This window comes from Flavobacterium galactosi (assembly GCF_048158585.1).
GTDB classification, from domain to species: Bacteria; Bacteroidota; Bacteroidia; order Flavobacteriales; family Flavobacteriaceae; genus Flavobacterium; species Flavobacterium galactosi.
In genome coordinates, this window is record NZ_JBLNKV010000004.1 from 373,462 (window position 1) to 394,244 (window position 20,783).

Here is a 20,783-nt window from a genome sequence, read left to right on the forward strand (position 1 = left end):
ATCCTTAAATTATTTAGAAATTTTATCTAAGATAAAAAGAATTCTGTTATCAACACTATCTTTAGGTACTTCTATAAGTTCGTAACCATATTTTTTGTAAGTTGTAACAAGATGACTATTGATATCTTTCGCTTGTTCAAAGTTTTCATATCGTTCAGTATCACTAGTATAGATCTCCTCCCAAGGCGGAAGAATGAAAATTTTTGTATATTTGTATTCTTGGCAAGCCAAATCAAAAAAAGTAGGATAACTGTCTCCAATGTAATGCATATAGGCAACAACATCTGGAATACCACGATCAATGAATACAATTTGATGAGGTTCTTCAAGTGCGCTTTGAAACTGCTTTTTTCTGCCTTCCAGAAGTAATTCACTAAACAGTAAAGGATTTGTCAGGAACAATTGTTCAATGCCTTGTTTTTGAGCTTCTAAAGTTACTTGTCTTGAAATTTCGGGGTAGCAGCAATATCCATTAGCTACCAATCCGTCTATGATTGTGCTTTTTCCAGTTCCGGGACCACCAATTATAACTATGATTTCTTTCTGCACTTTTTACAAATAAGGCGCGAAATTACTCAAACTTATTGGAATTTGAAAAAATGATTGCCGTAAAAATATAATTTGGCAAAAAATCATATTTCAAATATTCAAAATTTACATTTGAAACCGTATATTTGCTCTTATTTTTAAATTGAAAATGGATAACGATAAAGAAAAAGAGACTGCGGAATTTTACGAAAGATTAAAAGTAGAGCTGGATATGAGTAATACATGGCCAGCAGAGTACTTATTTAAGTTTATTGTACCAACAGAAAATGATAATGTGGAGCGTGTTGAACTGGCTTTTGACTGTATGGGAGCGGTTATAAAAACGACAAAATCCAAAACGGGTAAATTCACAAGTATATCTGTTGACGTTACCGTAAAAGATTCACAAGAAATAGTAGATAAATACTTAGAAGTTTCTACAATTAAAGGTATTATTTCCCTGTAATATAAAATAAATTTTTGATACATTTCGAATGATTTAAATCTTCGGAAATGTGGCATATATGATCAAAAAATATACATTCGAATATGAATTCAAAATATATAAAAGAAAACGCGAACGACACTGTTCATCATTTGGAATATAATGCGGAGCGATCCCATTTAATTATTCCGGAATACGGTCGTCATTTGCAAAAATTGATTGATCAGGCTACAAAGATTGAAGATGATGTGGAGCGCAACAAAGCAGCAAAATATATTATTCAGGTGATGGGGAGTTTGAATCCTCACTTACGAGATGTTCCTGATTTTCAACATAAATTATGGGATCAGATTTTTATTATGTCTGATTTTAAATTAGTGGCCGATTCGCCATACCCAATTCCATCTCGTGAAGTCTTGCAATTAAAACCGGATGTTTTAAAATACCCGCAAAATTTCCCCAAATACAGGTATTATGGTAACAACATAAAATATATGATTGATGTCGCCAATAAATGGGAAGATGGCGAAATGAAAAATGCATTGGTAAAAGTAATTGCCAATCACATGAAAAAATCCTATTTGAGTTGGAATAAAGATACCGTAAAGGATGATGTTATTTTCGAACACTTGTATGAATTGTCTGATGGTAAATTGAATTTGATTCAAAGCACCGAAGAACTTTTAAATACTACCGATTTATTGCGAACTAATAAACGAGTTTCCAATAAAATCACTCCTGTTGGACAACCAAAAATTCTAAGTAATAAGAATTTAAAAACGGGTAAACCAAAACCTTTCGTAAAAAATAATAATCCAAAATAAAATGGGTAATAAGTTGTTTAGATTTTGAAGTACTGCTTTTTAATAAATCGGAAAAACTTCAGAACCTTTATAACCTAAAACCTCAGAACCTTAAAAAAATAATATGGGAATTTTCAAAATAGAAGGTGGCATTCGTCTAAAAGGAGAAATCACGCCACAGGGAGCTAAAAATGAAGCATTGCAAATTTTATGTGCAGTTCTTTTGACTCCTGAAAAAGTTACAATTAATAATATTCCTGATATTATTGATATCAATAAATTGATAACCCTTTTAGGGAACTTAGGAGTTAAAATTCAAAAAAATGGATCTGGCTCTTATACTTTTCAAGCAGATGATGTTAATATACAATATTTAGAAACCGAAGCATTTAAGCAAGAAGGTGGCTCACTTCGTGGTTCTATTATGATTGTTGGGCCATTATTGGCTCGTTTTGGCAGAGGATATATTCCAAAACCCGGAGGAGATAAAATAGGTCGTAGAAGATTAGATACGCATTTTGAAGGATTTATCAATCTGGGTGCAAAATTCCGTTACAATAGAGAAGACCATTTTTATGGTGTAGAAGCTCCAAAAGGATTAACTGGAACTGATATGTTACTTGATGAAGCATCAGTTACAGGAACAGCTAATATTGTTATGGCTGCTGTTTTGGCAAAAGGGAAAACGACAATTTATAACGCAGCCTGTGAACCTTATTTGCAACAACTTTGCAAAATGTTGAACGCTATGGGTGCAAACATTATGGGAGTTGGATCTAATTTATTAACTATCGAAGGAGTCAAAAGTCTAGGCGGTTGTGAGCACAGAATTCTTCCGGACATGATTGAAATTGGTTCATGGATTGGATTAGCTGCTATGACCAGAAGTGAAATTACAATTAAAGACGTAAGTTGGGATAACCTTGGAGTTATTCCAAATACTTTCAGAAAATTGGGAATCACTTTAGAACGAAGAGGAGATGATATTTATATTCCTGCCCACGAAGATGGATATGAAGTGAAAACGGATATCGACGGTTCTATTCTTACTATTGCTGATGCACCTTGGCCAGGATTTACGCCTGATTTATTAAGTATTGTTTTAGTAGTTGCCACACAAGCAAGAGGAGATGTATTGATTCATCAAAAAATGTTTGAAAGCCGATTGTTTTTCGTAGATAAGTTAATCGATATGGGCGCAAAAATTATGTTATGTGACCCGCATAGAGCGGTAGTTATGGGGCATGATTTCAAATCACAATTGAAAGCAACGACCATGTCTTCACCGGACATTCGTGCAGGGATTTCCTTGTTGATTGCAGCTCTTTCGGCAAAAGGGACAAGTACTATTCAAAATATAGAACAAATCGATAGAGGGTATGAACGAATTGACGAACGATTAAGAGCGATTGGCGCTAATATCATTCGAGCATAACACCTATTTTTATAAAAAAAAATCGTTTAAAAAATCCTACCTGAGTGAATGTATAAATTCAAAATTCTAAAGGATTATTTAAACGATTTTTTATTTTATTAAATCATTACAAAATACAATGTCAAACGAACAAACTGCAATTAAAGCAACTTATTTTAGCATAGTTGGAAACATCTGTTTAGCGATTATTAAAGGGTTAGCAGGTTTTTTTGGAAATTCATATGCTTTAATAGCAGATGCGATTGAATCTACTACTGATATTTTTTCCTCTTTTTTAGTATTGTTCGGAATCAAGTATTCCAATAGACCAGCGGATGATAATCATCCTTACGGGCATGGCCGTGCAGAACCATTAGTGACTTTTTTGGTTGTTGGCTTTTTAATTACTTCAGCTACAATTATTGCATATGAAAGTATCAGTAACATTGGTACCCCGCATGAATTGCCAAAATCATGGACACTTTTTATTTTAGGAGCGATAATTATTTGGAAAGAATATTCTTTTCGTTTGGTTATGAGGCGCAGTAAAGAAACAAATAGTTCTTCATTGAGAGCAGATGCTTGGCATCATAGAAGTGATGCAATCACCTCTGTTGCGGCATTTTTAGGGATTTCAATTGCTTTAATCTTAGGAGAAGGATACGAATCTGCTGATGATTGGGCCGCTCTTTTTGCATCTGGGTTTATTCTTTATAACAGTTATCTAATTTTCAGACCTGCTCTTGGAGAAATTATGGATGAAAATCTGAACGATGATTTAATTGATGAAATTAGAAAGGTTTCCTTTCAAGTCGAGGGAATTATTGATACAGAGAAATGTTTTATACGAAAAGCAGGAATGCAATATCATGTGGATCTTCATGCGATAGTAAATGCGAATATTTCAGTAAAAGAAGGACATGATTTAGCCCATAAATTGAAAGACACTTTAAGACAAGAAATTCCTGAATTAGGTCACGTTTTAATCCATGTGGAACCGAATAATCAGTTAGAGATTTTATAAACAAAAGGCACAATTTTATTGTGCCTTTTGTCTTTCAATTTATTTGGTTTCTTGGAATTCATTCAAACTACAAAAAAGACTGTATTGCTAATTCATAACTTTTTAATCCAAAGCCTAATATAACTCCTTTTGCATTTCCTGAAATATAGGATTGGTGGCGGAAATTTTCTCGTGAAAATGTGTTAGAAATATGGACTTCAACAACTGGTGTTGTAATGGCTTTTATAGCATCGCCAATCCCTATAGAAGTATGGGTATAAGCACCGGCATTTAAAATAATACCATCATAAGAAAAACCAAATTCTTGGATGGTGTCAATTAATTCTCCTTCAATGTTGCTTTGATAATAAGTAAATTCTATTGTTGGAAATTTTATTTGTAAAGTAGTAAAATATTCCTCGAAAGTTTGGCTGCCGTAGACTTCTGGCTCGCGTTTCCCAAGAAGATTAAGATTGGGTCCGTTGATGATACTTATTTTCATAATTGTTATTTTGGTAAAAATAAAAAAACCGTTCCAATTTATGGAACGGTTTTAATAAATTTATTTTAATTTTCTTAGAATTTAAAACCTGCTGAAACTTGTACAACTGAGTTTTTAACTTCGGCATCCTTTGAGGCATCTGTTAGTCCTAAACCATAGCGTGCCTGTAGGAAAAAATGGTTGGTAATATTAAAGCCTAAACCACCAACAACTGCAAAATCGAAGGTGTTGGCATCTTCAACATCAAAATCGTTTCTTTCGCTCAATAAAAAGGAAGCTTGAGGACCTAGTTCAAGACTAACTACTTTATTCAGATTGATTTTTGCTAAAACAGGAATTGATAAATAACCCAATTCATTTTTAAATTCTGTAGCCGCATATTTGTACGTCGCTCCCTGAGTAGAGTATAGCAATTCGGGTTGTATGGAGAAACTATCCAGAAGTTTAATTTCTGCGACTAGTCCCGCATGATAACTGGTAATTGCATCTTTGTTGTAATTCCCACTGTTTACGGTAACATTAGTACCAGTCTGATTTGCGTAATTTACACCTGCTTTAATTCCAAACTTAACTAATTGAGCTTGCATATTATTTGAAATGGCAAGCAGTAAAGCGGCAACTAAAATTGTCTTTTTCATAATATTGGTATTTAATTATTGTTCTTAATTTATTACATCCAAGGTAAAACTCTTAATTTAAAGAAATATTACAATTTTATGTTTTTTACTTATAATATTCACTTAATTTAATTTCAAGATTATAATGTTTTGATACTTTTAATTAGCTATTTTTTTGTGTAAATGTAGCTTTATTATTTTTAAACAACTAAAAATCAATTATTTAAATTTATATTGATATTTCAGTTATTTTTAAATATGATATTTCGAGTACGTTTAATTTAGAACTAGGTTTTTAAATTGATTTTCTAGTGTCTATAAAATAGGATAGAAAAGATAAAAAATGATGTTAAATCAATTGATTTCTGTATGAATTTTAGTGCTGCCCATGATATTACTGAAAAATTTATGCTGGGAGCACGTTATAATTTGAGAGTAACTAGATGGCATGATGAATTATTTCCTGGCGAATCAGAATCTAAAATTCCGTATTTCTAATTTTTGTAGGTTACAAATTTTAAATTTTAGAAATACAATATGCTAGCCTCCCAATTCGGGAGGTTTTTAAATAAAAATCTAGTGGAATTTTACTGTTGATAAATCTGTTTGTAATTTTAATTAGTAAGAATCTTAAATGATTATTTATTCGTATTTTTATTTTTTTTAATTTAAAATAAAAGATGAAAAAAGTAATTTTAATTGTATTTATTGCATTGACTTGTAATGGTATTTATGCACAAAAAGAAGGCGGTTTTAGAGTTGGATTAGATTTAGGATATACGATCCCTTCAAATGGTGGGGGAGGTTTATTACTTTCAATTGAACCTAAGTATAATATAAAAGAGAATATGAACATCGGTTTACGGATTGGCTCTGCAGCAATGATACGTGATATTCAAGATAATGGCAGTACTACTAGTGCAAAAGTTTCGGTTAATGTTTCGTATGTAGGAACATATGATTATTATTTTAATAAAGCGGGAAAATCTTTCGTTCCTTATATTGGTGGTGGGGCAGGACTTTATTCTATCGCAAATGTAGAATACGATGACGTAGATACTTCGGATCAAATTTCTGTAAGTGCAGCGGGTAAAATGGGCGCGTTAGTACGAGGAGGTTTTGAGTGGGGTAAATTCCGAATGGGGATGGAATATAATTTGGTGCCAAAATCTGATTTACAAAATTTAAATGGAGATAGAGTAGGAACTGTTTCCAATACTTATTTAGGAATTCATTTAGGATTCTATGTTGGTGGGGGTAAATGGAGAAAATAACTTTTTGATTTAATTATAATTTAAACCACGTTTAAAAGCGTGGTTTTTTTATGTCTAAAAAATGCTTTACTTTGGGATATGAATTGGAATACCTATATAAAAAGTTATCAATCTTATTTAAGAATTGAGCGCGGTTTATCAAAGAATACTATTGAGAACTATTCTTTTGATATAGAGCGTTTGTGTCTTTTTCTTGAAAAGAATGGAATGGTTATTTCTCCAATAGATATTGATGACGAAACTATTCAGCAGTTTATTTATGATGTTTCCAAACAAGTTAATCCGCGTTCACAAGCCAGAATTATCTCGGGTCTTAAAAGTTTTTTTAGCTATTTGATATTTGAAGATTTTCGGGATAACAATCCTTTAGAGTTGATTGAGACGCCTAAAACTGGTCGAAAACTTCCGGATACTTTATCTGTTACTGAAATTGATACCCTTATTTCTGCGATTGATTTAACCACTAATGAAGGGGAGCGCAATCGCGCGATGCTCGAAACACTTTATGGTTGTGGATTACGGGTTTCTGAATTAACGGCTTTGAAAATTTCCGATTTATTTTTTGAGGAGGGTTTTATTAAAATCACGGGAAAGGGGAATAAACAACGTTTTGTGCCTGTCGGTAATTTGACTCAAAAATACATTCAGATTTATAAAGATACAATGCGAGTCCATTTGAATATTAAAAAGGGATTTGAAGATACATTGTTCTTAAATAGAAGAGGAAATCAATTGACACGAGCCATGATTTTTACGATTATTAAAGATTTAGCTGTCAAAATAGATTTAAATAAAAGTATCAGTCCACATACGTTGCGACATTCTTTTGCCACACATCTTCTGGAAAATGGTGCAGATTTACGTTCGATTCAATTAATGCTGGGCCATGAATCGATAACTACAACAGAGATTTATGTCCATCTTGATCGAAAATTTTTAACTCAGGTAATTAATACTTTTCATCCCAGAAAAAAATCAAATTTCTAATAATAGAGTTGTAGTAATGGAAATAGAAAAAGGCTTATTGATTTTTAAATCAATAAGCCTTTTTCTATTTATGAAGAAATGAGAGTAGTTTTATTTCGCAATATTAACTGCTCTTGTCTCTCTGATTACAGTTACTTTAACCTGACCTGGATAAGTCATTTCTGTTTGAATTTTTTGTGATATCTCAAAAGATAAATTTGCTGCATTTTCATCAGAAACTTTTTCGCTTTCTACAATAACACGAAGTTCTCTACCTGCTTGGATAGCATAAGCATTTTTTACGCCGCTAAATCCGTAGGCTACTTCTTCTAAGTCTTTTAAACGTTGAATATAAGAATCTAATACTTGTCTTCTGGCACCTGGTCTGGCACCTGAAATAGCATCACAAACCTGAATAATAGGAGATAATAATGATTTCATTTCAATCTCGTCGTGGTGTGCTCCAATCGCATTACAAACTTCTTCTTTTTCACCGTATTTTTCAGCCCATTGCATTCCTAATAACGCGTGAGGTAAATCACTTTCCGCATCTGGAACTTTACCAATATCATGTAATAAACCTGCTCTTTTAGCCAGTTTTACGTTTAAGCCAAGTTCAGCTGCCATGATTCCACAAAGTTTAGAAACTTCACGGGAATGTTGCAGTAAGTTTTGTCCATAAGAAGAACGGTATTTCATACGTCCCACAACTTTGATTAATTCAGGGTGTAAACCGTGAATCCCTAAATCAATAACGGTACGTTTACCTACCTCTATAATTTCATCGTCAATTTGTTTGGCTGTTTTAGCAACAACTTCTTCAATACGTGCTGGGTGAATTCTTCCGTCAGTTACGAGTTTGTGTAATGCCAAACGGGCAATTTCTCTACGAACAGGGTCAAAACAAGAAAGAATAATAGCTTCTGGTGTATCGTCTACAATAATTTCAACTCCGGTTGCAGCTTCAAGGGCACGGATATTTCTACCTTCACGACCAATAATTCTACCTTTTACATCATCGGATTCAATGTTGAAAACAGATACGCAGTTTTCAACTGCTTCCTCTGTTCCAACTCTTTGAATGGTATTGATGATAATTTTCTTAGCCTCTTGTTGTGCGGTTAATTTAGCCTCTTCAATAGTATCTTGAATATGCGACATCGCTTTGCTTTTAGCTTCGGCTTTTAATCCCTCTACGAGTTGATTTTTAGCTTCCTCAGCAGATAAACCGGATATCACTTCCAGTTGTTGCAATTGGCTTTTGTGTAATTTGTCTACTTCAGACTGTCTTTTATCTAAAACCTCTATTTTAGTGCTGTATTCTAAAGTTTTTGATTCAAAATCATCATTAACTTTTTTTGCTTTTGACAATTCATTAGAAATTTGAGATTCTTTGTCACGAACTCTTTTTTCTATTTCTGCTACTTTTTTGTCACGAGAAAGAATTACTTGCTCATGCTCCGATTTTAATTCGATAAATTTTTCTTTTGCTTGAAGAATTTTATCTTTTTTTATGTTTTCGGCTTCAAGGTTAGCATCTTTTAAAATTGATGACGCTTCCTTTTTTGCGTTTTTAATTAAGTTAGAAATGTTACTTTTTTCTATTAGTTTGGCTATTCCAAACCCCCCTGCAATACCTATAAAACCGGTAATAATGATCGTTAATATGTTGTCCATGTTTGTTAAAATTTATATATAAAAAAAGCCTACATTAGGGTAATTGAATAAACTCGGAAAGACAAGTTTTGAGCTAACTCACTGTTCAAGTTTCCTCGCCGAAGCGTGGCATGCTTTAGTAGTGATGATTTGCTCATTCTAAATTGTTAGTGTTGAGTTTACCAAATATGAACTAATGTAGGCAGTATCTTAGTCTTTGTAAAGAACGTTTAATTGTCGAGATATTGGTCTAAAACCGCATTGATTTTTTTTAATCTTTCAATAGTTGCTTCACCATCGATTGCATTATCAATTTGTTTTTGTTCTACTTGTGAGGCAAATTGTAAAGCGCACATGGCTAATACATCTTGCTTGTCACGAACAGCATAATTTTCTTCAAATTGCTTTATCATCACATCAATTTTTTTTGAGGCGCTTCTAAGGCCTTCTTCCTGAGACAATTCTACCGTTAACGGGTACACTCTGTCTGCGATTGATATTTTAATTTTAAGCTTATCGTCCATATTATTATTATTAATCTGATAGTTGTGCTATACAGTAATCAATTTCGCGAATTAATGAATTTATTTTAAGCTTTGTATCTCTTTTATTATCGTCACTGCCTAATAATGTATTAGTAATTTTGAGTGTTTCACATTGCGTTTTCAGCGCTTCAATCTCTTGATTTTGAGTCTGTATGGTTGCTGCAGATTTTGTTAATTCAATTTTTAAATCTTGATTGATTTTTTCCAAACCTTTCAGTTTGCTGAAAAGTTTTTCAACCTTATTTTCAAGAGTATCAATTATTTCTGCAATTACACTCATTATTAATTCTAATTCATTACTTAATCTTACAAAGTTAGTATTCCTTTTTATTATTACAATATTTTATTGATTTTTTTGCATTAAAAAAATCAATTATATGTAATTCAGTAGGTTGTGATTTCATTTCGTTTATAATTTTTTATTAACTACTTTTTTTTATCTTAGCAAAAATGAACCCCATGAAAATTTTTATATTTCTTATGTTTTTTTGCAGTCCTCTTTTTGCTCAATTGGACTATCCCAAAGATTATTTTAGTTCGCCACTTGATGTTCCAATGCAACTTTCAGGAAATTTTGGCGAATTGAGACCCAATCATTTTCATGCAGGCTTTGATTTAAAAACACTACAGAAAGAAGGTTTGAAGGTTTACGCTGTTGCCGATGGCTATATATCAAGAATAAAAATTTCTACTTTTGGTAATGGAAAATGCATTTATATCACTCATCCTAACGGGTTTACTTCTGTATATGGGCATTTGCAAAGAGCTAATGATGGTATTGAGGACTATATCAAAAAATCCCACTATGACTTGAAATCTTTTGAAATCGAATTGTTTCCTAAGCCAAACGAGCTGATTGTTAAAAAAGGACAAGTAATTGCTTTTTCTGGAAATACGGGAGGTTCTGAGGGGCCGCATTTGCATTTTGAAATTCGAGACAGTAAAACAGAAAAAATTATTAACCCTATGTTTTTTGGATTTGATAAAAATATTAAGGACACAAAAAAGCCTGTTGTTTCTTCGGTTTATGTATATCCTTTGGATGCAAAAACTTCGGTGAATCATTCGAAGCGTCCCTTGTTGCTTAATTTGTCATTACAAAAAAATGGAGCCTATCTCTCTGAAAAAGTGGTGGCTAATGGAGAAATAGGTTTTGGAATAACTGCTGTGGATTATGACGATGTTTCTTTTAATAGAAATGGTCTTTTTAAAGTCCAGTCTTTTTACAACGGAAAACCAAATTTTGGATATCAATTCGACACCTATTCCTTTGACGATATGCGCTACATAAATGCGCTGATTGATTATTCGAAATACAAGAAAACCCAGCAAAGGATCCAGAAGTTATTTATGAAAAATAAGTATGGATTAAGCATCATTCAGGCCGATGAAAACAACGGAATCATTCCGGTAGTCCCTAACCTGGCCTCTGTTTATCGAATAGAAGTTTCGGATTTTTATGGAAATAAAACTACGGTTTCGATTCCTATTCAATATGATTTATTATCCACTATTATTGAACAAGAGCCCGTTGTGTCGAACTATTTCGTAAGAGCAAATAAGGATAGTAATTTTGCTAAAGATAACATGTCGGTTTTCTTTCCTGCAGGAACATTTTACGATGATTTTAATATGAATTTTGATGTCAAAAACGACACTTTATTTCTTCATGACGATACTGTTCCGGCACATACTAATTTTACGATTTCCATAGAAGACAATAAATACAGCGAAACTCAACGAGAAAAAATATTTATAGGTTTGGTCGAAGGTCAAAAAATCACTTATAATTCTACATACAGAAAAGAGAATGTTTTTAACACAAAAGTAAAAACGTTGGGGAAATATACCTTGGTTATGGATACAATTGCGCCAAAAATCACTATTGCAAAACCAATTGAAGGAAAATGGCTGAGTGCCCAAAAGACGATTCAGCTTACAATAAATGATAGTTTATCAGGTATAAAATCGTATAACGGTTATTTGAATGGAAACTGGATATTATTCGAATACGATAATAAAACTAAAAAACTAATTCATAATTTCAGTGATGAGATTGTTGCTGAAGGTGCCAATGATTTAAAAGTGGTTGTAATTGATAATGTAGGAAATTCAACTATCTTTGAAACACATTTTTTCAGAAGCCAAAAAAAATAAAAACCAAACCATTTGATTCCTCATAAATTAATACTTGTTTTCTTGTTTTTCTTTGTTGGACTTGCTGCATCGGCCCAATCGGCTAGAATTAAAGGAATTATCCTGGATAAAAAGAATCAACCTGTAGCGAATGTAAATGTTTTGTGTCTTGGCAAAACAACGCAGTCTAATATAAATGGTTTTTTTGATTTGGCTGTTCCTGCCAATCAAAAAGTGGAGGTTGTTTTTTCGCATATTTCTTTAAAAAAAGCAACTGTTTTCATTGTTTTAAAATCTAATGAAGACTATGAGTTCAATTTGGTAATGAATGACTATCAAGAGCAGATGGGGGAAGTTATCGTCATTGCAAAAAATGGAAAAAGAGTTCAGGGAATTACCACCATTGAGCCTGATGTTATCCGAAAAATTCCTGGAGCCAATGCGGGAATCGAAAATATCTTGAAAACTTTACCGGGCGTTAATTCTAATAATGAACTAAGTACGCAATACGCAGTTCGCGGCGGGAATTATGATGAGAATTTGGTTTATGTAAATGAAATCGAAGTGTACCGCCCTTTTTTAATTCGTTCCGGTCAACAAGAAGGATTGAGTTTTACGAACACCGATTTGGTTCAAAATATAGATTTTTCTGCTGGAGGTTTTCAGGCGAAATTCGGTGATAAATTATCTTCCGTGTTGGATATTACCTATAGAAAACCAGTGAAATTTGGTGCGAATCTGGAAGCTAGTTTTCTTGGCGGAAGCCTTTCTGTAGATGCCGTTTCCAAAAACAAAAAATGGTCGGCAGTTACCGGAGTTCGGTACCGTAACAATAGTCTTTTGGTGGAAAGCCAGGAAACGCAAACGAATTTCACGCCAACATTCGCCGATATTCAAACGAATATTAATTATCAGGCATCGGCAAAGTGGCAATGGAGTTTTCTGGGGAATATTTCTCAAAATAAATATCAGTATAAGCCATTGACGCGTCAAACTAATTTTGGAACTATTGATAATCCTATGGCACTTTCAATTTATTATGAAGGGCAGGAAAAAGATAAATATGATACTTATTTTGGAGCTATAAAAACAACCTTTAAAGCTTCGGATAATTTTATATTGAAATTCATAGGATCCGTTTTTCATACTTTAGAACAAGAGCATTTTGACATTTTTGCACAATATCGTCTGGGCGAAGTAGATACTAACATCGGTTCTGATACGTATGGCGATGTTTCTTTTTCAAGAGGAATTGGTTCACAGCTTAATCATGCACGAAATGATTTAGATGCGCTAATTATAAATACGGAAGTAAAAGGATTTCACGATTGGAAAGAAAACCAATTCGAATGGGGAATCAAATATACGGGTGAATCCATTCGCGACAGAATAGCGGAGTGGGAAGTAATTGATTCTATAGGTTTTTCTATAAATCCGCCAATTGTTATTTTGCCTAAAAATGATCAGCCATATTCTGCTTACACAGGGCCTTTAGTACCTTATCAAAATGTGAGAGCAACTAATTTCAATACGATTAATAGATTTTCAGGTTACGCGCAATGGAGTAGAAAAGATAATTTAGGTTCGAGTGAAGTTTGGTATAATGCGGGAGTACGAATGCATAATTGGGAAGTTTCTGGAGATAATGCAATGGGTAAATCTCAAGTTACTTTTAGTCCAAGAGCACAATTTGCCATAAAACCAAATTGGGAAAAGGATATGGTTTTCAGGATTTCGGGAGGTGTATACCACCAACCGCCATTTTATAGGGAACTTAGGGGTGCTGATGGAGTAGTGCAGCCAAATGTTAAGGCACAACAATCCATTCATTTGGTTCTAAGTAATGATTACAGTTTCAAAATGTGGAATCGCCCTTTTAAACTGGTTTCAGAACTGTATTATAAATCATTGACGGACGTAAATACGTATACGATAGATAATGTCCGTATACGTTACGCGGCTAATAATAATGCCAAAGGATATGCGCAGGGATTGGACGTTCGGTTGAATGGGGAGTTTGTGCCAGGAACAGAATCTTGGTTAAGTTTCGGTTATCTTAAAACGGAAGAAAATAGCGATAGCAAGGGGTATATATCCAGACCAACGGATCAAAGATTGAAATTTGGGCTTTTGTTCCAAGACTTTATGCCTAATATTCCGAGTGTAAAAATATACTTGAATTTGGTTTACAACACCGGTTTGCCAGGTGGTTCACCTTCGTATGCAGATCCGTATTTGTATCAAAACAGGTTGAGAGATTATCGCAGAGCGGATGTTGGTTTTTCTAAAGTGTTTTTAGAAAATAGTTCGGGCAACGGCAATAAAGATTGGCTTAAAAGTTTTAAGGAGTTAGCTATAGGCTTAGAAATTTTTAACCTCTTTGATAATCAAAATGCAATTACGAATACTTGGGTTCGGGATGTATATTCAAAAAATCAATATGCAATTCCTAATTATATGACCACCAGGGTTTTTAATATTAAATTTAGCGCGAAGTTGTAATAGAAAAGAAATAAGAGCTTTTTTATTGCAGTTTTAAGCCCTTTATATATCATAAATCATTTACAGAATGACAGAAGCGTTTTTAAAAATGATTACATTTGAATTTATTTTTTAATAAGACATTATCATGAAAAAATTACATATAGCATTATTAGGACTTTCAGTTCTGCTTTTAACCAGTTGCAAAGAAGATTCAGAAAAACCCAAAGTAACTTACGATGCTTCTAGGGGAAGAGCCGTCGCCAAAACTGATTCGACAGATATCGAAATAGCCGATTTGCCCATTCATATGGATGGAACCAATTATCTGATTCATCCTGTGGGAGATTTAAGTATTCGAGAAAAAGGTATAAAAACAAGATATGGATCTTCCAGTGTGAATGATCTGAGTTTTACAATATCTAATTATGGAGAAAATGAAATTACTGGTTTTTTACAAAATATAAAGTTTCAAAAAATTGGTTCTGATTCTATAAAAGCATTGACAGATAAACCAGTTTTGATTCAAACTGCGACTTATTTGAAATCAGTTGCTAATAAAACCAAAAATCAAATCATGGTGTACACGATGGTTGATATGGATACCAATAAGGACGGGAAACTGGATACGAGTGATATTAAGGCGTTGTATCTTAGTGAAATAAGTGGGGATAAATTGACTAAATTATCAGATAGTTATCAGGAATTAATCGATTGGAATTTGATTGAATCAAATAACCGTTTGTATTTTAGAACCGTTGAGGATACTAATAAAAATGGACAATTTGATAAAATGGATGTGGTGCATTATAACTACGTTGATTTGTCAAACAAGGAATGGAAAATAATAAGTTACAAACCCGTTTAAAACCTAAATTAAAATATCACTTTCTAAGTCGGACTTTTCAATCGTAAAATTAAATCCCAATTGTTTAACTAATTGAATAACGAGGTTTTTGTACCAGTTTTCAGATTTTGGGTGAATGTATATTTTTTCGATCAGTTCATTAATGTCAACATTGATTTTAAGTCCATCGTTGATTTTGATGGTATTGTCTGCAACATCTGAAATAATTCGTACTTCACGTTCGTATTGGAAACTCTTTCTTTTGAATAAAAAAGGAAAAAACATATCATCAAACGGTATGTATTCTTTTTTGTAATCGATATAATTTACTTCACCAATGTATTGATTGAAATTTGTCTCAGGATGAAGTGCCTTTTGTAATCTGCCAATCGTGGATTGAATAGCCAATCCTTCGCTGTTTTGTGTGAAAATTTGCCACATCGCAAAGGATTCATATTCATTGATATGCCAACTGCTAATCGCTACTTTTTCCCGATGTGTTTTATAAAAATTGAGAAATTCAGGATTGTCAATCGATAATTTTTTTATTTCTTCAAATGTAGGTTCGCTAAAAGTACCTTCATATTGATCTTCAAATTTATCAGAGCGCGACATAAACAGTTTTTGCGACATCAGTAAGTCTAGAAACTTTGATAAATCAAGGTATTTCCAAACGATGGTGTTAGAATCTTCAGGAAGTTTTATGTTTGGATTATTAAGATACATTTTTTAGATTTTAATACACAATTGAACATAAAACTACTAATTTTAAATCATCATTCAAATGATTGTAAGGTTACTAATTTGTTATAAGTGCCATCCATAGCAATTAGTTCCTCGTGTTTGCCTTGTTCTACAATTTTTCCTTTTTTCATTACCACAATTAAATCGGCTTTTTGAATAGTGGATAAACGGTGTGCAATTACAATAGAGGTTCTATTTTGCATCATGTTTTCCAGAGCGATTTGTACAAATTTTTCGCTTTCGGTATCTAATGCAGAAGTCGCTTCATCGAGTATCATAATCGGAGGATTTTTCAAAACTGCTCTCGCAATAGACAATCGTTGTTTTTGACCGCCAGAAAGTTTGTTTCCACTGTCGCCGATATTAGTATGAATTCCTAGAGGTAAATCTTTTACAAATTCATATGCATTGGCAATTTTCAAGGCTTCAATTATTTCTTCATCAGTAGCATCTAATTTGCCTAAAGAAATATTTGCTTTTATGGTATCATTAAATAAAATACTGTCTTGGGTTACCAATCCCATTAAATCACGAAGTGAATGAATATTCATGTCTTTGATGTCAATTCCATCGATACAAATTGTTCCTTCATTAACATCATAAAAACGGGTAAGCAAATTGGCAATGGTACTTTTTCCGCTTCCAGATTGTCCAACAAGAGCTACAGTTTGTCCTTTTTTTACTTCCAATGAAAAGTCTTTTAGAACAGCTTCATCTTCGTATTTAAAGTTGATGTTTTGGATTGTTATATTAGAATCAAAAGTGTTTTTGTCAATCGCATTTTCTTTAGAAGTGATTTCGTTTTTGACTTCTAAGACTTCAAAAACACGTTCAGCAGCGGCTAATCCATTTTTTACGGAATATGAAGCTTTAGAAATGGCTTTGGCGGGCGTAAGAATATTAAAAGCTAATGTCAGATAAACAATAAAGGCAGAGCCTTCTAATGTTTTTTCTACTAACACCAAATTCCCACCATAAAAAAGTAAGACTGAAATTGTTGTGATTCCTAAAAATTCACTTAATGGGGTGGCCAGATTATTTTTGTTTCCGATGCTGTTTGATAAATTCAACAATCGGGTTACAGAATTGTTAAATCTGTTTTTGAAATTAGTCTCTGCATTGTAACTCTTTATCACTTTCAACCCGCTCAAACTTTCATCGACGATAGAAATTAGGAAACCACTTTCTTGTTGTGCCTGCAACGATTTTGCTCTTAAATTTTTAGCGATTTTTGAAATGATTAATCCGGAAATCGGGATAAAAATCAAAACAAATAAAGTCAGTTTTGTGCTTATAAAAAACATGGTTACTAAAGCAAAAATAATAGTTAAGGGTTCTTTTACGACAAGTTCTAATATAGAAAAAAAGGAATTTTGGACTTCATTGACATCGCCAAGCATTCGAGCCATAATATCTCCTTTTCTTTTTTCAGAATAATAGGAAATGGGCAATTCTATTATTTTATTATACATTGATTTTCTCAAATCTCTTAAAACCCCATTTTTGAGGTGCATAATGTGATGCGAAGCGAGATAATTGAATAAATTTTTGAATAAGAACGTTGTAATAACCATTAAAACAACAAATAACAGTGCCACTTGGATGCTATTTTCCTTTGTTAATTCTGAAATTTTATAATACATAAAATCGGAACCAAACTGCTTTATATTCCCTATTCCCGTGTATACAGGTTCTTTTTCGATTGTTTTGGTTTTACCAAACAGCACTTCAAGTACAGGAAGAAGAGTTAGCATAGATATGGTACTGAACAACGCATACAGAACATTGTATACCACATTCCAGGTAATATGAGACTTATAAGGTTTTGTGTAAGGAATTAATTTTAATAAGCTTTTGTCCATTAGTTCAATTGCATTGCAATAATAATATTTTTTATTTTGTCGTTTAATATAGCCTCTACTTTCGTGAAATTCTCAACCGAATCCAATTCAGCGTTCACACTGATGTAGAATTTTATTTTAGGTTCTGTACCACTTGGTCTGGCGCAAATTTTAGATCCGTCTTCAGTATAATAAATCAATACATCAGCTTTTGGCATATCGATGATTTCTTCTTCACCGGTAAGTAAGTTTTTGGCAACAGATGATTTGTAATCTTCTAACATGATTACTCTTTGTCCGTTGATTTCCTTTACAGGGTTTTCGCGTAAAGAAATCATCATTTGATTGATTTCGGCTAAGCCTTCCATTCCTTTTTTAGTGATAGAAATCAAATGCTCCTTGTAAAAACCGTGTGCTACATACAATTTTAATAATTCTGTATAAACGGTACTTCCTTTGGCTTTTGCCTGAGCTGCAACTTCACAAATTAACAAAGTCGCTGCTACGGCATCTTTATCGCGAACCGCATCGCCCACCATATATCCAAAACTTTCCTCGCCACCACCAATGAATTGCAGCTCAGGAAAATCTTTTATCATTTTGGCAATCCATTTAAAACCGGTCAGACCCACTTTAAATTCTACGCCATAAGCAGTCGCCAATTCCATAATCATAGGTGTCGAAACGATTGTTGAACCTACGAATTGTTTTCCATTGATTTTTCCAGCCTTTTTCCATTCTTCCAATAAGAAAGCAGTCATCAAAATCATAGTCTGATTTCCGTTCAATAAAGTCATTTGTCCTTCGTTATTTCGGACAGCAACACCCAATCGATCACAATCGGGATCGGTACCGATTACAATATCAGAATTTGTTTTATCGGCTAATGCCAACGCCATTGCCAATGCTTCCGGCTCTTCAGGATTAGGAGATTTTACAGTTGGAAAATCACCATTTGGGACTCTTTGTTCCTCAACAATATGCACATTGGTGTAACCCGCTTGAGATAATGTATCTGGCACTAGTGTTATTGAAGTTCCGTGTAACGAAGTAAAAACAATATTTAGACTTTCTTTGGCTGCAGCCGGAGTGTTGAAACTGGCATTTTCAATCGATGATTTGATAAAAGCCTGATCTACCTCGGTGTCTATATATGCTATCAAATCTTCATTTGCTGTAAATTTGATTTGGTCGTAATTTAAATTTTCAATTACATTAATAATTCCCTCGTCTTCTGGTGGAACAATTTGTCCACCATCTTCCCAGTACACTTTATAACCATTATATTCTGGTGGATTGTGAGAAGCAGTAAGAACGATTCCGCATTGGCAACCTAAATATTTAAGCGCAAATGACAATTCCGGTGTTGGTCTCAAACTTGAAAATAAATAAACTTGAATCCTATTTGCAGAGAAAACATCCGCAACTACTTTGGCCAATGTATCACTATTATGACGACAATCATAAGCAATAACTGCTTTTATGGGTTGGTTAGGAAATGCTGTATGCAAATAATCCGAAAGTCCTTGTGTGCTTTTTCCAAGAGTGTATTTATTGATGCGATTGTTTCCTACGCCCATTACACCGCGCATTCCACCAGTTCCAAATTCAAGATTTTTATAAAAACTTTCTTCCAGATCTTTAGGTGATGTAGTCATCAATTCTTTGATAGCTTCCTGTGTTGCTGTGTCAAATGTTGGGGTTAACCATTCATTTACTGCATCCAAAATGTTTTGTTTGATATCCATTTTTGTATGTTTTTTAGTTTCTAAATTCTTAGTTTAAAATTTAAATATAGTTATTTCGACGAATCAATTTCAATTTTTTTTGGAGCTATTTCCTGCTATTCGCTGTATCTTTTTCTTTTTTTAAGAAAAAAAGAAAAAGGATGCCGCTGCTATCAGGGCTAGTTCGTGTCCTGACGAGAAATGGTTCTTGCAATTTCAATAATTATCCCAATGCAATTAGCAAAATCAATCAATATGATTTGCATTAATTTTTTATTTAGAATGAAAATTATAAAAAATTAACCTCACTTGAAACTTTATAACGCTCTTCATTGTTTTTGGTACGCAAAATTATTTCGCCAAGAAATCCGGCCAAAAATAATTGCGTTCCCAATACCATCGTTGTCAGCGCAATATAAAACCAAGGATTTGTAGTCACTAAGTTATACGTCATGCCGTTATACATATGGTATAGTTTTGAAATACCAATGTATCCAGCAAGTAGAAAACCAATAATAAACATTAATGATCCCATGGCGCCAAATAAATGCATCGGTCTTTTTCCGAATCGGGAAAGAAACCAAATGGTAATCAAATCTAGGAAACCATTAATGAAACGTTCCATTCCAAATTTAGTTTCGCCATATTTTCTGGCTTGATGTTGGACCACTTTTTCGCCAATTTTTCCAAAACCGGCATTTTTTGCCAAAACCGGAATGTATCGGTGCATTTCACCCGAAACTTCAATGTTTTTTACCACAACATTCTTGTAGGCTTTCAATCCGCAATTGAAATCATTCAGCTCAACTCCCGAAGTTTTTCTGGCAGCCCAATTGAATAATTTTGAAGGTAAATTTTTAGCAACTACAGAATCGTAGCGTTTCTTTTTCCAACCGGAAACTAAATCAAATTTACCATTCACAATCATTTCATATAATCCGGGAATTTCTTCAGGACTATCTTGTAAGTCGGCATCCATGGTGATAATTACATCACCTTTGGCTTTTGCAAAACCAGCATGTAACGCTTGCGATTTTCCAAAGTTTTTCATGAATCGAATTCCTTTTACATGAGAATTTTCACGTGCAAATTCTTCGATAATAGTCCAAGAATCATCCGTGCTTCCATCATCCAGGAAAATGATTTCATAGGTGTAATTATTCGATTGCATCACTTTAATGATCCAAGTGTACAATTCTTTAAGTGATTCCTCTTCGTTGAGAAGAGGTATGAGTATAGATAAGTTCATTACTG

General features: G+C 33.3%; 20 protein-coding genes. 10 read left to right on the forward strand and 10 right to left on the reverse strand.

Annotation, left to right across the window (positions count from 1 at the left end; all coding sequences use genetic code 11):
* Nucleotides 1-9: 9 nt before the first annotated feature.
* Complete coding sequence (locus ACM55M_RS10805) at nucleotides 10-549, reverse strand: AAA family ATPase (RefSeq protein ID WP_416857642.1); 540 nt, start codon at nucleotides 547-549, stop codon at nucleotides 10-12.
* Between the two features lie 148 nt (nucleotides 550-697).
* Between ACM55M_RS10805 and ACM55M_RS10810 the strand changes: the two genes are divergently transcribed.
* From ACM55M_RS10810 to ACM55M_RS10825, 4 genes are all read left to right on the forward strand, one after another.
* Complete coding sequence (locus ACM55M_RS10810; RefSeq protein WP_416850064.1) at nucleotides 698-994, forward strand: DUF493 family protein; 297 nt, start codon at nucleotides 698-700, stop codon at nucleotides 992-994.
* 83 nt (nucleotides 995-1,077) lie between these two features.
* Nucleotides 1,078-1,797, forward strand: a complete 720-nt coding sequence (locus ACM55M_RS10815) for a DUF4290 domain-containing protein (RefSeq protein ID WP_416857643.1) — start codon at nucleotides 1,078-1,080, stop codon at nucleotides 1,795-1,797.
* A 103-nt stretch (nucleotides 1,798-1,900) separates the two neighbouring features.
* Complete coding sequence (murA, locus tag ACM55M_RS10820; protein WP_416857645.1) at nucleotides 1,901-3,211, forward strand: UDP-N-acetylglucosamine 1-carboxyvinyltransferase; 1,311 nt, start codon at nucleotides 1,901-1,903, stop codon at nucleotides 3,209-3,211.
* A 118-nt stretch (nucleotides 3,212-3,329) separates the two neighbouring features.
* The gene (locus tag ACM55M_RS10825) at nucleotides 3,330-4,214 is read left to right on the forward strand and encodes a cation diffusion facilitator family transporter (protein ID WP_416857646.1); all 885 of its coding nucleotides are present in this window, start codon (nucleotides 3,330-3,332) and stop codon (nucleotides 4,212-4,214) included.
* Nucleotides 4,215-4,281: 67 nt separating this feature from the next.
* Here the strand turns inward: ACM55M_RS10825 and aroQ are convergent, their stop codons facing one another.
* On the reverse strand, nucleotides 4,282-4,695 hold the full coding sequence (aroQ, locus tag ACM55M_RS10830; protein WP_416857647.1) for a type II 3-dehydroquinate dehydratase: 414 nt from the start codon (nucleotides 4,693-4,695) through the stop codon (nucleotides 4,282-4,284).
* 74 nt (nucleotides 4,696-4,769) lie between these two features.
* Nucleotides 4,770-5,333 carry a porin family protein gene (locus tag ACM55M_RS10835; protein ID WP_416857648.1) on the reverse strand — a complete coding sequence of 188 codons (564 nt, stop codon included), beginning with the start codon at nucleotides 5,331-5,333 and terminating at the stop codon, nucleotides 4,770-4,772.
* 348 nt (nucleotides 5,334-5,681) lie between these two features.
* Here ACM55M_RS10835 and ACM55M_RS10840 point away from each other — a divergent pair, with 348 nt between their 5' ends.
* The 3 genes from ACM55M_RS10840 (at nucleotide 5,682) to xerD (ending at nucleotide 7,573) form a co-directional block, all read left to right on the forward strand.
* Nucleotides 5,682-5,810, forward strand: a complete 129-nt coding sequence (locus ACM55M_RS10840; RefSeq protein ID WP_416857649.1) for a hypothetical protein — start codon at nucleotides 5,682-5,684, stop codon at nucleotides 5,808-5,810.
* Nucleotides 5,811-5,992: 182 nt separating this feature from the next.
* Nucleotides 5,993-6,586: a hypothetical protein gene (locus ACM55M_RS10845; RefSeq protein ID WP_416857650.1), complete on the forward strand. Its 594-nt coding sequence runs from the start codon at nucleotides 5,993-5,995 to the stop codon at nucleotides 6,584-6,586.
* A gap of 78 nt (nucleotides 6,587-6,664) precedes the next feature.
* Entirely contained in the window at nucleotides 6,665-7,573 is a 909-nt protein-coding gene (gene xerD / locus ACM55M_RS10850) for a site-specific tyrosine recombinase XerD (RefSeq protein ID WP_416857652.1), read from the forward strand.
* Between the two features lie 90 nt (nucleotides 7,574-7,663).
* Here xerD and rny read toward each other — a convergent pair whose 3' ends face one another.
* From rny to ACM55M_RS10865, 3 genes are all read right to left on the reverse strand, one after another.
* Nucleotides 7,664-9,229 carry a ribonuclease Y gene (rny, locus tag ACM55M_RS10855; RefSeq protein ID WP_416850055.1) on the reverse strand — a complete coding sequence of 522 codons (1,566 nt, stop codon included), beginning with the start codon at nucleotides 9,227-9,229 and terminating at the stop codon, nucleotides 7,664-7,666.
* A gap of 209 nt (nucleotides 9,230-9,438) precedes the next feature.
* Nucleotides 9,439-9,732: a cell division protein ZapA gene (locus ACM55M_RS10860; protein WP_035667727.1), complete on the reverse strand. Its 294-nt coding sequence runs from the start codon at nucleotides 9,730-9,732 to the stop codon at nucleotides 9,439-9,441.
* Between the two features lie 10 nt (nucleotides 9,733-9,742).
* Nucleotides 9,743-10,033, reverse strand: a complete 291-nt coding sequence (locus tag ACM55M_RS10865) for a hypothetical protein (protein ID WP_416857653.1) — start codon at nucleotides 10,031-10,033, stop codon at nucleotides 9,743-9,745.
* Between the two features lie 179 nt (nucleotides 10,034-10,212).
* On the opposite strand from ACM55M_RS10865, the gene ACM55M_RS10870 reads away from it, so the two are divergent.
* The 3 genes from ACM55M_RS10870 to ACM55M_RS10880 all read left to right on the forward strand — a co-directional run bounded on the left by ACM55M_RS10870 (nucleotide 10,213) and on the right by ACM55M_RS10880 (nucleotide 15,238).
* Nucleotides 10,213-11,910, forward strand: a complete 1,698-nt coding sequence (locus tag ACM55M_RS10870) for a M23 family metallopeptidase (protein WP_416857654.1) — start codon at nucleotides 10,213-10,215, stop codon at nucleotides 11,908-11,910.
* A gap of 12 nt (nucleotides 11,911-11,922) precedes the next feature.
* On the forward strand, nucleotides 11,923-14,391 hold the full coding sequence (locus ACM55M_RS10875; protein ID WP_416857655.1) for a TonB-dependent receptor: 2,469 nt from the start codon (nucleotides 11,923-11,925) through the stop codon (nucleotides 14,389-14,391).
* A gap of 127 nt (nucleotides 14,392-14,518) precedes the next feature.
* The gene (locus ACM55M_RS10880) at nucleotides 14,519-15,238 is read left to right on the forward strand and encodes a CREC-EF hand family protein (protein WP_416857656.1); all 720 of its coding nucleotides are present in this window, start codon (nucleotides 14,519-14,521) and stop codon (nucleotides 15,236-15,238) included.
* A 3-nt stretch (nucleotides 15,239-15,241) separates the two neighbouring features.
* On the opposite strand, the gene ACM55M_RS10885 is transcribed toward ACM55M_RS10880, so the two are convergent.
* The 4 genes from ACM55M_RS10885 to ACM55M_RS10900 form a co-directional block, all read right to left on the reverse strand.
* Nucleotides 15,242-15,943, reverse strand: coding sequence for a hypothetical protein (locus tag ACM55M_RS10885; RefSeq protein WP_416857657.1), 702 nt, complete (start codon nucleotides 15,941-15,943; stop codon nucleotides 15,242-15,244).
* Between the two features lie 50 nt (nucleotides 15,944-15,993).
* The gene (locus tag ACM55M_RS10890) at nucleotides 15,994-17,823 is read right to left on the reverse strand and encodes an ABC transporter ATP-binding protein (protein ID WP_416857658.1); all 1,830 of its coding nucleotides are present in this window, start codon (nucleotides 17,821-17,823) and stop codon (nucleotides 15,994-15,996) included.
* Entirely contained in the window at nucleotides 17,823-19,550 is a 1,728-nt protein-coding gene (locus tag ACM55M_RS10895) for a phospho-sugar mutase (RefSeq protein WP_416857659.1), read from the reverse strand. The genes ACM55M_RS10890 and ACM55M_RS10895 overlap by 1 nt, the downstream gene beginning before the upstream one ends.
* A gap of 268 nt (nucleotides 19,551-19,818) precedes the next feature.
* On the reverse strand, nucleotides 19,819-20,778 hold the full coding sequence (locus ACM55M_RS10900) for a glycosyltransferase family 2 protein (protein ID WP_416857660.1): 960 nt from the start codon (nucleotides 20,776-20,778) through the stop codon (nucleotides 19,819-19,821).
* Nucleotides 20,779-20,783 lie beyond the last annotated feature (5 nt).

Excerpts from the sequence above, each read along its gene's own strand:
- ACM55M_RS10810 (WP_416850064.1), top strand. The coding sequence starts at position 698 with ATGGATAACGATAAAGAAAAAGAGACTGCGGAATTTTACGAAAGATTA.
- ACM55M_RS10815 (WP_416857643.1), top strand. The coding sequence starts at position 1,078 with ATGAATTCAAAATATATAAAAGAAAACGCGAACGACACTGTTCATCAT.
- murA (WP_416857645.1), top strand. The coding sequence starts at position 1,901 with ATGGGAATTTTCAAAATAGAAGGTGGCATTCGTCTAAAAGGAGAAATC.
- ACM55M_RS10825 (WP_416857646.1), top strand. The coding sequence starts at position 3,330 with ATGTCAAACGAACAAACTGCAATTAAAGCAACTTATTTTAGCATAGTT.
- aroQ (WP_416857647.1), bottom strand. The coding sequence starts at position 4,695 with ATGAAAATAAGTATCATCAACGGACCCAATCTTAATCTTCTTGGGAAA.
- ACM55M_RS10835 (WP_416857648.1), bottom strand. The coding sequence starts at position 5,333 with ATGAAAAAGACAATTTTAGTTGCCGCTTTACTGCTTGCCATTTCAAAT.
- ACM55M_RS10840 (WP_416857649.1), top strand. The coding sequence starts at position 5,682 with ATGAATTTTAGTGCTGCCCATGATATTACTGAAAAATTTATGCTGGGA.
- ACM55M_RS10845 (WP_416857650.1), top strand. The coding sequence starts at position 5,993 with ATGAAAAAAGTAATTTTAATTGTATTTATTGCATTGACTTGTAATGGT.
- xerD (WP_416857652.1), top strand. The coding sequence starts at position 6,665 with ATGAATTGGAATACCTATATAAAAAGTTATCAATCTTATTTAAGAATT.
- rny (WP_416850055.1), bottom strand. The coding sequence starts at position 9,229 with ATGGACAACATATTAACGATCATTATTACCGGTTTTATAGGTATTGCA.
- ACM55M_RS10860 (WP_035667727.1), bottom strand. The coding sequence starts at position 9,732 with ATGGACGATAAGCTTAAAATTAAAATATCAATCGCAGACAGAGTGTAC.
- ACM55M_RS10865 (WP_416857653.1), bottom strand. The coding sequence starts at position 10,033 with ATGAGTGTAATTGCAGAAATAATTGATACTCTTGAAAATAAGGTTGAA.
- ACM55M_RS10870 (WP_416857654.1), top strand. The coding sequence starts at position 10,213 with ATGAAAATTTTTATATTTCTTATGTTTTTTTGCAGTCCTCTTTTTGCT.
- ACM55M_RS10880 (WP_416857656.1), top strand. The coding sequence starts at position 14,519 with ATGAAAAAATTACATATAGCATTATTAGGACTTTCAGTTCTGCTTTTA.
- ACM55M_RS10885 (WP_416857657.1), bottom strand. The coding sequence starts at position 15,943 with ATGTATCTTAATAATCCAAACATAAAACTTCCTGAAGATTCTAACACC.
- ACM55M_RS10890 (WP_416857658.1), bottom strand. The coding sequence starts at position 17,823 with ATGGACAAAAGCTTATTAAAATTAATTCCTTACACAAAACCTTATAAG.
- ACM55M_RS10895 (WP_416857659.1), bottom strand. The coding sequence starts at position 19,550 with ATGGATATCAAACAAAACATTTTGGATGCAGTAAATGAATGGTTAACC.
- ACM55M_RS10900 (WP_416857660.1), bottom strand. The coding sequence starts at position 20,778 with ATGAACTTATCTATACTCATACCTCTTCTCAACGAAGAGGAATCACTT.